Raw genomic sequence first — 13,303 nt, forward strand, 5'->3', positions numbered from 1 at the left:
TGCAAGGATGTGAAAGATGACGCTAAAGCAGAAAATCCTGTTACTGGGTGCAGTCCCCGTACTGTTGATGGCCCTGGTGGTCAATCTCAGTAACTACATGGTCTCCAAGAGTGATCTGGAGTCTGATCTGGTGGTGGCGAGGGAAAATGCCATCAAGGAGCGTAAAGCGCTGCTCAGCAGTTACATCATGATGGCCAAAACCGCCATTGATGCCGTTTATGCACTGCCGGATTCACCGGAGAATCGGCAGAAGGTCAAAGAGTTGCTCAGGCCACTGCGTTACAGCAGCGATGGCTACTTCTTTGTCTATGACTTTGAGGGGAACACTGTATTGCTTCCGGTGCGTGCCGAGCTGGAAGGGAAAAACCGCTGGAACGACAAGGATGCCAAGGGCAAGTTGCTGATCCAGGACATCATCAAGGTGGCCCGTCAGGGGGATGGCTTCTCCGAGTACTGGACGGCCAAACCCTCTATCGGTCGCGATGCCCCCAAGCTGGCCTTCAACATGGTGCTGGACAAGTATCAGTGGGTCATCGGTACCGGTTTCTATATCGATGATATCGACAACGATCTGGCCGCCCTGCGGGCAGAGCGCGAGAGCAATATGCACGCGTCGCTGCAGAGCAGTGTGCTGGTGATCTTGCTGATCCTCGGTATTACACTGGCGGCGACTGTGATCGTGGGAAATCGAGTCACCAAGCCGCTGGCAGATGCCGTGTTGGCATTGAACGATATTGCCAATGGAGACGGGGATCTGACCCAGCGGCTCAAGGTGCAGAGTGACGATGAGATCGGGCAACTGGCTAGCGCCTTCAACCGCTTTGTCGAGCGGATCCAGTCGGTAGTGAGTCAGGTTGGCGAGACCAGTAACCATCTCTTCACCGCCGTTGACAAGCTGCACCATCTGAGTGAGCACTACGACAAGCAGATGCATAGTCATAGCCGGGAGACCGATCAGGTGGTGACTGCGGTGACCGAGATGAGCTCCACCGCGCAGGAGGTGGCGGCCAGTGCCTCCAATGCCGCGACGGCAACCAGCGATGCGGCCCGTGAATCGGACGCCGCTCGTGGTGTGGTCAGCACGGCTATCAACAGCATCAACCGACTGGTGGGGGAGGTGCATACCGCGGCTGGCGTCATCGCACAGTTGGCCCAAGAGACCGCCAAGATTGGTTCTGTGGTCGAGGTTATTCGCGGCATTGCCGAACAGACCAACCTGTTGGCGCTGAATGCGGCGATCGAGGCTGCCCGCGCCGGTGAGCAGGGCCGCGGTTTTGCGGTGGTGGCGGACGAGGTGCGTTCGCTGGCCGGTCGTACCCAGCAGAGCACCAAGGAGATCAATGAGATGCTCCAGCGCTTGCAAGGGGGGGTGAAGCAGGCGGTGGATGTGATGCAGGCGAGCGAGGATCGCAGTCAGGAGACAGTGCAGGAGGCGAGCCATATTGCCAGCTCCCTCGACAGCATGGTGATGGCGGTCAGTACCATCAACGACATGAATATTCAGATCGCTACCGCTGCCGAAGAGCAGCACGCGGTGTCGGAGGAGATCAACAAGAACCTGGTAGCCATTCAGCAAATAGTCAGCGAGCTGACCGATGCAGCCATGGAGTCCAATAGCACCACCCGCGATCTGGCCAATACCGGTGACAAATTGCGCAAACTGGTCTCCCAGTTCCGTTATTGAGCCCGACCATCTCGGTGATATTCACTCAACAATGCGGTCTGAACCCCGGTTCAGACCGCGCTTTATTTGGGGATCGAGCAATAATGTGTGAAAATCGGTGGCCCCAGTTTCAGCCCTTAATCCATACCCTATGAATGAGATCGTGAAAGGCAGTATCGATTTGATCCGTCAGCTCAACTATGGCCTGGTCTATGCCAGTCTGGAGGAGCACAAGGAGCTGTCGCGCACCGATCTCTCCCGCCTGACCGGCCTCTCGCCAGCCAGTATCACCAAGATCACCAGGGAACTGCTCGATGGGGGTCTGGTGGTCACCTGTGGTGAAAGTTCGGTGGGGCGCGGCCGTCGTCAGACCCTGCTGCGTATTAACGAGCGCCGCTTCCAGTTTCTCTCCATGCGTCTTGGCCGTGGCTACGTGGATATGGCGCTGTTTGACTTCTCCGGTCGCTCGCTGGCTCGCCATCGCCACCTCTTTACCGAGCTTGAGCGTAACGACCTGCTGGGCAGCTTAGTACATGCGATCCAGGGGTTCTTGCCGAAAAAGTCTCTCAATCTGGCCTGTATCGCTCTCTGTCTACCCGGACAGGTAGAGCGTCACTCCGGTATGGTCAAACATTTCCCCTTCTATGATCTGCGCAACTGGCCGTTGGGGCCGACCTTGCAGGAGGTGTTCTCGGTACCTGTGCTGGTGAGTGGTGATGTGCGCACCTGGATCCAGGCAGAGCGGGAGTGGGGGGCCGCCAAAAATTGCGCCGATGCGGTGCTGGTGTTTGTCCACAACGACATCGGGGTTGGCATGGTGGTCAATGGCCAGCTTATCGAGAGCGAGAATGCGCTGCTCGGTGATCTTAGCCACCTGCAGCTCGAGCCCTATGGCCAGCGCTGCTACTGCGGCGGCTTTGGCTGCGCCTGTACCCTGGTGACCAATCAGGCGCTGGAGGCGCAATACCGGGATCTGCGCGAGCGGATGCAGGAGCACGACTTGCCCGAGAGCGTTACCATCCGCGAGCTGTGCGAGCTGGCGCTGGCGGGCAACAGCCTCTGTCAGGATATTCTCCATCAGGCGGCGGGCCGCCTCTCCAAGGTGCTATCCAACCTCATCTGCCTGCTTAATCCGGGCAAGCTGCTGCTGGGGGGCGAGATCACCCGTGCCGATCGGCTGCTGTTCCCCATGCTGCACCAGTCGCTGGCGAGCCAGTTGCCCGCCGAATATCTAGTTCGGCTGCAGATTGAATCCACCCACTTCTACGAAGATCCCACCAAGCCCACCTCGGTGCAGGTGCACAAGGCGCTGCGCGATGGCAGCCTGTTGCTGGAGCTGCTGCGCAGCTGTCAGGAGTCGTAAGACAAGAGGAGTTGGCGCAGTGTCTGGCGAAAAGGGCAGGGATTGCTGTTCCGCCAGCGCGTAACTCGGTACAATCTTGCGCTTTTCCGGCAGTCCCCCTGTTATCGCGCCCTGTGGCGCCGTGACATGTTGGCACCGCTGCCGTTCCTGTTTTGACTCCAGTTGTGAACCTAGATGAAGCCTGTTCCTGATCACGCCGTCAACCGCCTGCGGGCCTGGCGCAAGAGTATCTCTACCCGACCGTTTCTTGCCCGTGGCGGCACTCTGGCCCGCTGTCCGGCCTGTCAGCTGCGCGAGGATTGGTGTGCCTGCGAGTGGCGCCCCGAACTCAAAGCAGAGGCAGGTTTCTGCCTGCTGATGTATGACAGTGAGCCGATGAAACCCTCCAACACCGGTCGCCTCATTGCCGATGTGTTGCCGGACACTACCTGGGCGTTTCTCTGGTCACGTACCCAGCCCCATTCCGAGCTGCTGGCACTGCTGGCCGATCCTGCCTGGCAGCCCTATGTAGTCTTTCCCGCTTGCGAGAAGGAGCCTGCCCGCCTGACCGGCGAGGTGACGCTGGCACCCGGCAAAAAGCCGCTCTTTATCCTGCTCGACGGCACCTGGCCGGAGGCGCGCAAGATGTTCAACAAGAGCCCCTATCTCGACGGTTTTCCGGTGCTCGCCATCAAACCCGATGCGCTCTCCACCTACGGCATGCGGGTCGCCAACTGCGACGAGCACCTCTGCACCGCCGAAGTGGCGGCCTGTGTGCTGGAAGTGGCGGGAGAGCTCAAGGCGGGGCAGGCCCTGCAGCACTGGTTCAACTTGTTCAGCAGCCGCTACATGGCCGGTCGGGTCAGCCGTTTCCCCGGTGCCGATGAGGATCATCTCTGTGAAGCGCTGTCGGCCATCAAGGAAGCGAACGTCGCTTCACCGGCTTGCTAACGGACACTTTGAGGGTTGGGCCAGGGGCGTGCCCGTTCTAATTAATGAAAATAAGGAATCAATTGTCTGCCACTGTTTCGTTAGATTCATGGTCAGTGGCCCGCTAGGATAGCGAACAGCCTGTGCAGCCCCCCGCACAACGTCGCTTTGGTTAGCTCCGGTTGCTCGATCCTTCGGGCAACCCACTCTCGAGAGGTCTATGGATGGAATTGGAACTGGTTACCCTGTTTGCCCTGTTCGGTGTGGCGCTTGTCGCCGGCTTTATCGATGCCATCGCCGGTGGCGGTGGTCTGCTGACGGTGCCTGCTCTACTGGCGACTGGCATGCCCCCCGCGCTGGTGCTCGGCACCAACAAGCTGCAGAGCAGTTTTGGCTCCTTCTCCGCCACCTGGTTCTATGCCCGCAAGGGGTTGCTGGAGTGGGCCATGATCTGGCCTGCGGTGATCTGCACCTTTATCGGTGCGGCTATCGGCACGCTGGCGGTGCAGACCATAGACGCCGCCATTCTCGAGCGCCTGCTCCCTTTCCTGCTGATGGCCTTTGCCTGCTACTTCTACTTCTCGCCGCGGGTGAGCGATGCCGAGAGCTCCCGCCGTCTCACCCCCATGCTGTTTGCGCTGCTGGTGGGGGGCGGGGTCGGCTTTTATGACGGCTTCTTCGGGCCCGGCACAGGTTCGTTTTTTGCCATTGGTTTCGTGGCGCTGGCGGGCTTTGGCATGGCGCGCGCCACCGCCCATACCAAGCTGCTCAACTTCACCTCGAATATCGCCTCCCTGCTGTTCTTTGCGCTCGGTGGCAAGGTGGTGTGGAGTGTCGGCTTCTGCATGGCGCTGGGGCAGTTTATCGGCGCCCGCTTCGGCTCCAAAATGGTGCTGAAAAAAGGTGTGAAGCTGATCAAGCCGCTGCTGGTGACCGTCTCCCTGCTGATGTCCGCCAAGCTGGTGTGGAGCCAGTATCCCGAGCTGTTTGCCTGGATCTGAGTTGTGGCGACTGTGTGACAAATCAGATGTTTACGGGGCCCTCGGGCCCCGTTGTCATATCTGGTGTTTTACAGAGCTAACGTGGTAAGTCGCTGCGGTGGCGAAAGTGTTGGTGCAGGGCGCTAACCAGCCTGGCGATCCGCTCGCGCTTTAGGCTGTTTGGCCGGTAGACCAGATGCAGGGGACGGCCCAGCCCGAGCAGTTGGCGTGCCATCTCCCCCTGTTTTCCCACCAGTCCCAGCAGGCCAGCGGGGAGCAGCACAGGGCCAATACCTGCCTTGGCGAGTTCGATGAGCGCCAGATAGGAGTCGAGCTCCATGGCGGGTTCCAGCCCCAAATCAGCCAGCGGTTCGCGCAGGTAGCGGTTGGAGGGGTTCTCCAGATCCATAGTGAGGATCTTGCACCTGCTTTCTGCGCTGGCTGGCGGCAGGCTCTGCTGCTCCTCGCCAACCAGATAGAAGGGCTCTTCCAGTAGCAGATCTGCGCCGAGGCCATGGCCGGGAGGGAGCCGACCGGCGCAGATGCCGAGCAGGGCATCACCGCTGCGCACCCGCGCCAGAATGACCGGCGTATGGTGGGTGGAGAGGGCAAGGTGGGGATCGCGCTCCAGATAGTCGCGCATAAAGTGGGCGAGGTAGCCTGCCAGCAGGGTTTCGGAGCAGGCGATGGGGAGGGGGCTCTGATCCGCCAGATCCTGGCTATCGGCCAGCACTCCTTTCATCTCGGCCAGACTCGGGGCCACTCGTTCCAGCAGCTCCTTTGCCTGCGGGGTGAGGCGGATCTGGCGCCCCTCCGGCTCGATCAGCTTCTTGCCAAGGCGCAGCTCCAGCTGGGCAATCCGCTTGCTCACCGCCGACTGGCTGATATAGAGGCGACTGGCCACCTTGGCCATGGTCCCTTCACTCGCCAGCAGGCTCAGCGTCTCCAGCCCTTCCAGTAACATCTCGCCCCCTTGTTTATCGCCATCAGGATCGTCACAGATTGATCAGCGCTACCTTAGGGGCTGACTGGCTCAGGAGCAAGGGTCGTTTGCTGCCTTGGCCGGTCGAATGCGCCACTCGCTCAAGGGCGGCGCGAAGATCACCAGATTGCCGATGAGGCTGATCACTACTCCAGCCACCGAGACCGGCTGCCAGACAAAGCCTTCATAGAAGGTGGAGAGGGTAAGCGCCACCAGCGGAAAGAGCACGGTGGCGTAGGAGGCCTTGCTGGCACCGATGCGCCCCACCAGCGTCAGATAGGCGGTAAAGGCGATCACCGAGCCAAACAGGGCGAGGTAGACCATGGCCGCCAGATAGTGGCCATCGGTTGGCACCATCAGTTGCTGCCCGAGCAATGTGACCCAGCCCAGCAACAGCACCACGCCGTAAACCATGCCCCAGGGCACCAGTTGCAGTACGTGGTAGCCGTGGCGCTGGCCCCGGGCCGAGACCAGATTGCCCAGCGAAAAGCAGAGGGTGCCGCAACAGGCGAGCAGCAGCCCCTTCCAGCCGTTTGTACCCAGTTGCGCATTTGCCAGCACCGGCCAGAACAGTAACAGGGTGCCAAAGAGCCCCAGCAAGGAGCCTTGCAGCCAGCGCAGGGTGGGGCGCTTGCGCTCGAACAGCCAGAGGTTGAGACCGTTGAAGATGCTGGCACTGGCGAAGATCACCGCCGACATGCCGCTCGGGATGTAACGGGTGGCGTGGTAGAAGCAGAGAAAGTTGGTGGAAAAGAGCAGGGCTCCGAGCAACGCGGCGTAACGCTGGCCGTGCAAGGGGAGGCGTGGAAAGCGGCCGCTGGCGGTGAGCAGGGCAAACAGTGCCACCGCTGCCAGCAGGAAGCGGTAGAGCACCGACACCTCGATGGGGATGGGGCCAAGTTGCCAGGCGATGGCAATCCAGGTGCTGCCCCAGATAAGCACGGTGGCGAGATAGAGCATCAGGTTCATCACAGTTCCGGTGAGTCAGTGAGAGGTATGACCCACTATGGGGCGGGTCCTGATGGCTGGATTGCACCATCTTGCGGTTTTTCATCGTCACACGCTGTCATCTGCGGGCGTGGTCGGTAAGATGGATGGCTGCGGGATAACCCGTACACATTTCCAGAACAGTTGGCAGGGGCGAATGAAAACAGCAGGGGTATTTGACGCACTGGTCAGCACCGGCGCCCGGCTGGAGGACGCCTGCTGGCTTGAACCCGGGCTTGGCGTCGCCAGTTGGCGCAACTGCTATGACCAGACCCGCTATCACAAGCCGGGCCACCACACCCTGAGCGTGTATCTGCAAGGAGGCGAGCAGACCGAGCGACTCGATGGGCCGGGTGGCCACGGCGGCACCGGCAAGGTGTGCATCATGCCGGATCACCACAGATCCGAGTGGCTGGTGCGCGAAGAGTTTCGCTTCTTTCATCTCTACTTCACCCCGGCTCACCTCACCCGTATTGCCGAGGAGGCGTGTGACAAGGAGGGGCGCCACCTGCAACTGGTGGACAAGACCTTTATCGACGATCCGCAGGCGGCCAGACTGGTGCAGCGCCAGTTGATGCAACTGGAGTGGCAGCACGGGGTCGATCGGCTGGCACTCTCCCACGGCGCCTGGATGTTGATCCTCCACGCCTACCGCCACCACACCAAGGAGGCTCCCGGTTTGCCGCCTCTACGCGGCGGGCTGGCGCCCGTGGTTATCAAACGGGTGCAGGAGTATCTGCAGGCCCATCTGGCCGACTCGGTCACGCTGGCAGAGCTGGCTCAGCAGGCTGGGTTGAGCGAGTACCACTTCGCCCGCATGTTCGGCCAGAGTCTCGGCTGCCCGCCCCACCGTTATTTGCTGGGGCTACGGCTCAAACGGGCCAAGCAGCTGTTGGCTGGCCCCGAGCCGCTGGCCAGCATCGCCAGTCAGTGTGGCTTCTCTTCCCAGGCCCATTTCGGCAATCGTTTTCGCGAGGCGTTTGGTTTGACGCCGGGGCAGTGGCGGGCACAATTGTCATCTTCCCGTCACAGATAAGCCTGAGACTTTGGGCAAAAGAGGTGTACTCTCTACCACTCATCCATTGAAAGGAATGCCCATTGAATTATCGCAAACGTCAAATTCGTACCCGTCATCTTTGGTTTAGCCACTGGAATGCCCCGCAAGATCGCACCGCTGTTGTTACCCCTCCCGAACCTGCAGTGCCTCACAGTTCACGTTGAAAAAGCCCGGCTGCCGATAGGATTTTTCCGGTAACTTTGCCACTATTGTTCAATCTGAGTGACGTGGACATTGCTGGATGTTTCTGGAACGTATTGAAGTAAAAGGTTTTCGCGGTATAAATCGTCTTTCGCTCGGGCTGGATCACACCACAGTACTGATCGGCGAGAATACCTGGGGCAAGTCGAGCCTGTTGCGCGCCCTCTGGTGTCTGCTGGGGCAGAATGCCGAGCCCTATCAGTTCACCACCGATGATTTTCACCAACCGGAAGATCCCGAACTGGCTCCTGCGCGTCATCTGCAACTGGTGCTCACCTTCAGTGAACACAGGCCACAAATGTGCCAGCACTCCCGTCGCCTGGCTCGCCTGGGCGCCTCCTGGGTGCTGCACAAGGACAAGTTTCATCGTATCCACTATCGTGCCAGCGCCGAGCTGCAAGCGGATGGCTCGGTACTCACCATTCACGACTTTCTCGATGGGGTGGGCAAGAGCCTGCCTATTGCCAATTCTCACGAGCTGGTCAGCCTGCTGATCACCATGAACCCGGTGTTCCGGCTGCGGGATGCTCGCAGTGCTCGCAACGGGGTGGAAACCTTGCAGTGGGGAGACCTCTCGGAGCACAGACTCAGTGAACTGGCCGACAAGCTGATCGACGAACCCCAGCGCATCGGCGAGCCTGAGCTCAAAGAGGCGCTGCAGGCGGTGCGCCAGCTGATGGATCACTACTTCAACGCCCTGGCCCCCATCAAGAACAAACCGCGCAGCCAGCGTGACATCATCAATCGTCCCATGACGCTGCGCAATCCTGGCAACCTGCACACCCTGCTGCGCCATGCCGATAACCGCACCCTGCAATTGGCGATGGCGGGGATGGCGGCGACCCTGCTGCAGGCGCGGGGCAACCGCGAGCTGGAGGAGGGGGCCCGCCCCATCATGATCCTCGAAGATCCCGAAAGTCGACTCCATCCGACCATGCTGGCGCTGGCGTGGGGGCTGCTGGAACAACTGCCGGGCCAGAAGCTGCTCACCACCAACTCGGGGGACTTGCTTTCTTCACTGCCGCTCAATCAGGTACGACGACTGGTGCGTCGGCAGCAGGATATCCTCTGTCACCAGCTGGGGGGCGAGCGCTACAGCAGCGACGATCTGCGCAAGATCGCCTTCCATGTGCGGATCAACCGCCCGATGTCGCTATTTGCCCGTTGCTGGCTGCTGGTGGAGGGGGAGACCGAAATCTGGTTGCTCTCCGAGCTGGCCCAGATCTGCGGCTACAGCTTGCGGGCCGAAGGGGTGCGGATCATCGAGTTTGCCCAGTGCGGCCAGTCGCCGCTCATCAAGGTGGCGCGGGATTTTGGCATCGAGTGGCACCTGCTCACCGATGGCGACGAGGCGGGGCTCAAGTATGCCGCCTCGGCCCGCGGTCAGCTCAAGGGCGAGCGGGAGCGGGATCGCTTGACCCAGCTCCCTGCCGCCGACATCGAGCACTACCTCTATCACAACGGCTTTGAGGCGGTGTTCCGGCGCGAGGCCGGGGTGGGTGGGCGCGCCATGTGGAGCGCCAGCCACATCATCAACAAGGCGATCCATCACCGCAGCAAGCCGGGGATGGCGCTGGCGGTGGTGGAAGAGGCTGAGCGGCTAGGTGCCGACCATATTCCGCCGGTGATCCGCCAGATGTTTGCCCGGGTGGTGGCGCTGGCCCGCGGTCAGGGCTGAATCCGGCGCCGCATCCCGTCACTATGGGCATGGCTGTCAGCAGGGCGCCCTTCAAGGTGGGCTGTGCTGGCGGAAATTGCCCCGGATTGTTTGCCCCTGATCGTTTGTCACGATTGGGGATAGCCGCCGGTTTGGGTATACTCGCCCCTCTCTGGCGCCCCGCTGGCGCACTTCGAATCCTTGCTGCTGGAGGCATCATGTTCGTCCAACTCCCTTTTTGGCTCTTTCCCCTCACCGGACTGATGGCGCTCGGCGCGCTGATCGCCCTCGGTATCGTGCTGTGGCGCGGTGATATCTGCCCTGGCCAGCGCTCGCGCATCAGTCAGCAGCTCTTCTCCATCTGGGTTATTACCGCTCTCTCTTTGATGCTGGCGGTGGAGGCCAAGGCGGCCAGCTGGCTCATCTGGAGTGGTGGTATTGCGCTGGTGTCGGGGATCGGCCTCTCGCTCGCCCAATCCCGGCTGGAAGGCAAACGTTCAGTCCCCTCGACGCTGCTCTGGTTACCGGCGTTGCCCCTCGCTGTGTATGGCGTCGGGCTGCTGCAACTGCAGGGCTGGGTGAGCGGTCTGCTGCAGATGGCGATGCTGGGGGCGGCGTTTGCCCACCTGATGTTGCTGCGAGCCCGTCATCGCCTCACTGCGTTCAATACCTTGCTGCCGCTGGCTGCGCTGGCGGGCGCCATGGCCAGCCTTGTCTGGCTGGCCGTGCTGGTGGGCTGGCAAGGGGCTGAAGCCAATCTCGATGCTTTGATCCCGGCGGTGGTGACACAGGCTGCGTTGCTGGTGGCCTCTCTGCTGCTCTGGTTCAGCCCGCTCTACTTGCAGCGTGATACCGCGCCAGTGGTGGTCTCCACCTCCCTGTGTGGCCTGCTGATCGCCCAGATCGCCGCTACCAGCGTGTTGCACCAGCTGATCTGACACTGGCGCTGAAAAGAGAAAGCCCCGAGCCAAGGTCCGGGGCTTTTTCATATCTGACTCCGAGAATCAATAGAAGTCATCGGCCCCGCAGATAAACAGGCAACTGCTGCGTGGCTGGGCGAGATACTCTCTGGTCAACCCTTCCAGCGGCATGCCGAAGGTGCAGATATCTTGCGGCGAGGGGAGGGCGGTATCGAGGATCCGCCGCCAGTAGCCGCCGACTCCCTTGGGGGGGCTGGGCAGGTTGAAGGTGAGGGGCTCCCAGTATGCGTTGAACAGTACATAGAGTGCCAGCTTGGTTTCGCTCGACAGGGCCGACATGGCGATAGCATGGGAGTGGGGACTGAGGTCTGGCTGCATGGCATTGACGCCGTGCCAACAGATCTCGCTGTGCCGCAGGATCTCGGTGAGCGACAGCGGCATGCTCTCCTGCTCCGGGCGTTGGAACAGGTGTTTGCGATATTGGATCAGCTCCTTCATAAAGCGGAACATCTCCTGGCTGCGGGGAGTTGGTTGCCAATCCATCCAGCAGGTCGGGTTGTCCTGACAGTAACCGTTGTTGTTGCCGTGCTGGGTGCGCAGCAGTTCATCCCCCATCAACAGCATCGGGGATCCCACCGATAACAGGGTTGCCACCATCATGTTTTTGGCCTGGCGCGTGCGCAGGGCGTTGATCTGGGGATCTTCCGTTACCCCTTCATGGCCGTGGTTCCAGCTGAAGTTGTGATCACAGCCATCGCGGTTCTGCTCACCGTTGGCCTCGTTATGCTTGTTGTTGTAGCTGGCCCAGTCCCACAGGGTAAAGCCGTCGTGGCAGGTGACGAAATTGATACTCTTCTCGGGATCTGCGTGGTGATAGTGGTAGATGTCGGGACTGCCGCAGAGCCGCTCGACAAAGGCGGTGACGCTGTTGTCATCCCCGCGCAGAAACCGGCGTACGTCGTCCCTGAACTGGCCGTTCCACTCACGCCAGCGGGCGCCGGCCAGTGACCCCACCTGATAGAGTCCCCCCGCATCCCAGGCTTCGGCGATCAACTTGATATCGGCAATCTTGGGGTCGGTATCTATGGTACGCAGGGTCGGGGCATTGGCTTGGGGCTGACCCGATTCGTCCCGCGACAGGATGGCTGCAAGATCAAACCTGAAGCCATCGACGTGCATCTCCTGACGCCAGAAGTGGAGGCTGTCCATGATCATCCGCAGCACCACCGGATGGGCGCCGTTGAAGGTATTGCCGCAGCCCGAATAGTTGGTGTCCTTCTGGTTGTTGTCGAGGATGTAGTAGGCCTCGTTGTCGATGCCGCGAAACGAGAAGGTGGGGCCATCATCTCCCCCTTCGGCGGTGTGGTTGTAAACCACGTCCAGGATCACCTCGATATTGGCCTTGTGCAGCGCCTTGACCATGTCGCGAAATTCGGTCAATGGATCATCGCCGCGGGCGTATTGGGCGTGGGGGGCGAAAAAGGACATGGGGCTGTAACCCCAGTAGTTGGAGAGTCCTTTGGGCGCATCCTGAGGATCGAACTGGAACACTGGCAGCAGCTCGACGGCGGTGACGCCGAGAGATTGCAGATAGGGGATCTTCTCAATCAGCCCGAGATAGGTGCCACGCAGCGCCGGATCGACCCCGGAGCTCGGGGACTTGGTAAAGCCCCCCAGATGCAGCTCGTAGATCACCGAGCGGGAGAGGGAGTGAGCGGGCAGTTTGTCTCCTTCCCAGTCGTAGTGGCGAGTATCGACCACCTTGTTCTTGGCGCAACAAGCCAGATTGCTGCCTGGACGGGCCGCCGCCCATCGATCGTAATTGGCGCCAAGCTCGATGCTGCGGCCGTAAGGGTCGAGCAACACCTTCTCGGCATCGAAGCGGGTGCCGCCATATGGGCGCCACGGGCCCTGAATGCGATAGGCGTAACGTTGCCCGACCGAGATCCCCTCCACATGGATATGCCAGTAGTAGGCGGTGCGGTTAAGGCGCGGGGAGAGGGGGATCACCTCGGGGGTCGCATCGTCTGCGCTTGCGAAGAGCAGCAGTTCGACCCGGCTGGCGAGGCGTGCCCAGATCGCAAAGTTGACGCCGTTACTGTCGGGTGTGGCCCCCAACTGACGGCAGTGACCGGCGGAGATGCGCATATTCTACCTACCCAAAATGAGGAGTGTTCACCTCATTGAGTGTAGTGCCGGATGCCTGGCAAGGACTCGATTGCCTGAAAAAACAGCATGATGCTGCTAATGACCGCACTATTTGTCCGATTAATCTACGAATAAACTTTTTTTGAGATATTTACTTGCAATCTGTGCGCTGGCGCCTATTATTGGCGACCTCAGACGCGGGGTGGAGCAGCCCGGTAGCTCGTCGGGCTCATAACCCGAAGGTCGTCAGTTCAAATCTGGCCCCCGCAACCATCTGAGATCCTGACCAGTCAAGCCGGTGTAACCGGTTGGTGGAAAAGGATAAATCGAACTGGCTACTGCTCGGCCACTTCGAGAAAAATTCGGACGCGGGGTGGAGCAGCTCGGTAGCTCGTCGGGCTCATAACCCGAAGGTCGTCGGTTCAAATCCGGCCCC

General features: G+C 60.6%; 10 protein-coding genes and 1 tRNA gene. 8 read left to right on the forward strand and 3 right to left on the reverse strand.

Annotation, left to right across the window (positions count from 1 at the left end):
• Positions 1 to 16: 16 nt before the first annotated feature.
• The 4 genes from G5154_RS19600 to G5154_RS19615 all read left to right on the forward strand — a co-directional run bounded on the left by G5154_RS19600 (position 17) and on the right by G5154_RS19615 (position 4,936).
• On the forward strand, positions 17 to 1,684 hold the full coding sequence (locus G5154_RS19600; RefSeq protein ID WP_421251287.1) for a methyl-accepting chemotaxis protein: 1,668 nt from the start codon (positions 17 to 19) through the stop codon (positions 1,682 to 1,684).
• A gap of 130 nt (positions 1,685 to 1,814) precedes the next feature.
• A complete protein-coding gene (locus tag G5154_RS19605; RefSeq protein WP_005346056.1) occupies positions 1,815 to 3,026 on the forward strand; it encodes an ROK family transcriptional regulator in 1,212 nt (403 codons plus the stop codon).
• Positions 3,027 to 3,200: 174 nt separating this feature from the next.
• Positions 3,201 to 3,956: a tRNA-uridine aminocarboxypropyltransferase gene (locus G5154_RS19610; protein ID WP_421251288.1), complete on the forward strand. Its 756-nt coding sequence runs from the start codon at positions 3,201 to 3,203 to the stop codon at positions 3,954 to 3,956.
• Between the two features lie 203 nt (positions 3,957 to 4,159).
• Complete coding sequence (locus tag G5154_RS19615; RefSeq protein ID WP_005333472.1) at positions 4,160 to 4,936, forward strand: TSUP family transporter; 777 nt, start codon at positions 4,160 to 4,162, stop codon at positions 4,934 to 4,936.
• Positions 4,937 to 5,012: 76 nt separating this feature from the next.
• On the opposite strand, the gene G5154_RS19620 is transcribed toward G5154_RS19615, so the two are convergent.
• Positions 5,013 to 5,879: a LysR family transcriptional regulator gene (locus tag G5154_RS19620; protein ID WP_421244987.1), complete on the reverse strand. Its 867-nt coding sequence runs from the start codon at positions 5,877 to 5,879 to the stop codon at positions 5,013 to 5,015.
• 69 nt (positions 5,880 to 5,948) lie between these two features.
• Positions 5,949 to 6,866, reverse strand: a complete 918-nt coding sequence (locus tag G5154_RS19625; RefSeq protein ID WP_421244988.1) for a DMT family transporter — start codon at positions 6,864 to 6,866, stop codon at positions 5,949 to 5,951.
• A 175-nt stretch (positions 6,867 to 7,041) separates the two neighbouring features.
• Here G5154_RS19625 and G5154_RS19630 point away from each other — a divergent pair, with 175 nt between their 5' ends.
• The 3 genes from G5154_RS19630 to G5154_RS19640 all read left to right on the forward strand — a co-directional run bounded on the left by G5154_RS19630 (position 7,042) and on the right by G5154_RS19640 (position 10,737).
• Positions 7,042 to 7,920, forward strand: a complete 879-nt coding sequence (locus tag G5154_RS19630; RefSeq protein ID WP_421251289.1) for a helix-turn-helix domain-containing protein — start codon at positions 7,042 to 7,044, stop codon at positions 7,918 to 7,920.
• Between the two features lie 262 nt (positions 7,921 to 8,182).
• The gene (locus G5154_RS19635; RefSeq protein WP_421251290.1) at positions 8,183 to 9,820 is read left to right on the forward strand and encodes an ATP-dependent endonuclease; all 1,638 of its coding nucleotides are present in this window, start codon (positions 8,183 to 8,185) and stop codon (positions 9,818 to 9,820) included.
• A 197-nt stretch (positions 9,821 to 10,017) separates the two neighbouring features.
• Entirely contained in the window at positions 10,018 to 10,737 is a 720-nt protein-coding gene (locus G5154_RS19640; protein WP_421251291.1) for a hypothetical protein, read from the forward strand.
• 66 nt (positions 10,738 to 10,803) lie between these two features.
• On the opposite strand, the gene glgX is transcribed toward G5154_RS19640, so the two are convergent.
• On the reverse strand, positions 10,804 to 12,867 hold the full coding sequence (glgX, locus tag G5154_RS19645) for a glycogen debranching protein GlgX (protein WP_421244992.1): 2,064 nt from the start codon (positions 12,865 to 12,867) through the stop codon (positions 10,804 to 10,806).
• 196 nt (positions 12,868 to 13,063) lie between these two features.
• On the opposite strand from glgX, the gene G5154_RS19650 reads away from it, so the two are divergent.
• Positions 13,064 to 13,140 (forward strand) — tRNA-Met (locus G5154_RS19650).
• The last annotated feature ends 163 nt before the right edge of the window (positions 13,141 to 13,303 follow it).

It is taken from the genome of Aeromonas sp. 600527 (assembly GCF_049175415.1).
GTDB classification, from domain to species: Bacteria; Pseudomonadota; Gammaproteobacteria; order Enterobacterales; family Aeromonadaceae; genus Aeromonas; species Aeromonas veronii_A.

Coding starts and splice junctions, on each gene's coding strand:
- glgX (WP_421244992.1), bottom strand. CDS start 12,867: ATGCGCATCTCCGCCGGTCACTGCCGTCAGTTGGGGGCCACACCCGAC.
- G5154_RS19620 (WP_421244987.1), bottom strand. CDS start 5,879: ATGTTACTGGAAGGGCTGGAGACGCTGAGCCTGCTGGCGAGTGAAGGG.
- G5154_RS19605 (WP_005346056.1), top strand. CDS start 1,815: ATGAATGAGATCGTGAAAGGCAGTATCGATTTGATCCGTCAGCTCAAC.
- G5154_RS19640 (WP_421251291.1), top strand. CDS start 10,018: ATGTTCGTCCAACTCCCTTTTTGGCTCTTTCCCCTCACCGGACTGATG.
- G5154_RS19615 (WP_005333472.1), top strand. CDS start 4,160: ATGGAATTGGAACTGGTTACCCTGTTTGCCCTGTTCGGTGTGGCGCTT.
- G5154_RS19635 (WP_421251290.1), top strand. CDS start 8,183: ATGTTTCTGGAACGTATTGAAGTAAAAGGTTTTCGCGGTATAAATCGT.
- G5154_RS19610 (WP_421251288.1), top strand. CDS start 3,201: ATGAAGCCTGTTCCTGATCACGCCGTCAACCGCCTGCGGGCCTGGCGC.
- G5154_RS19630 (WP_421251289.1), top strand. CDS start 7,042: ATGAAAACAGCAGGGGTATTTGACGCACTGGTCAGCACCGGCGCCCGG.
- G5154_RS19600 (WP_421251287.1), top strand. CDS start 17: ATGACGCTAAAGCAGAAAATCCTGTTACTGGGTGCAGTCCCCGTACTG.
- G5154_RS19625 (WP_421244988.1), bottom strand. CDS start 6,866: ATGAACCTGATGCTCTATCTCGCCACCGTGCTTATCTGGGGCAGCACC.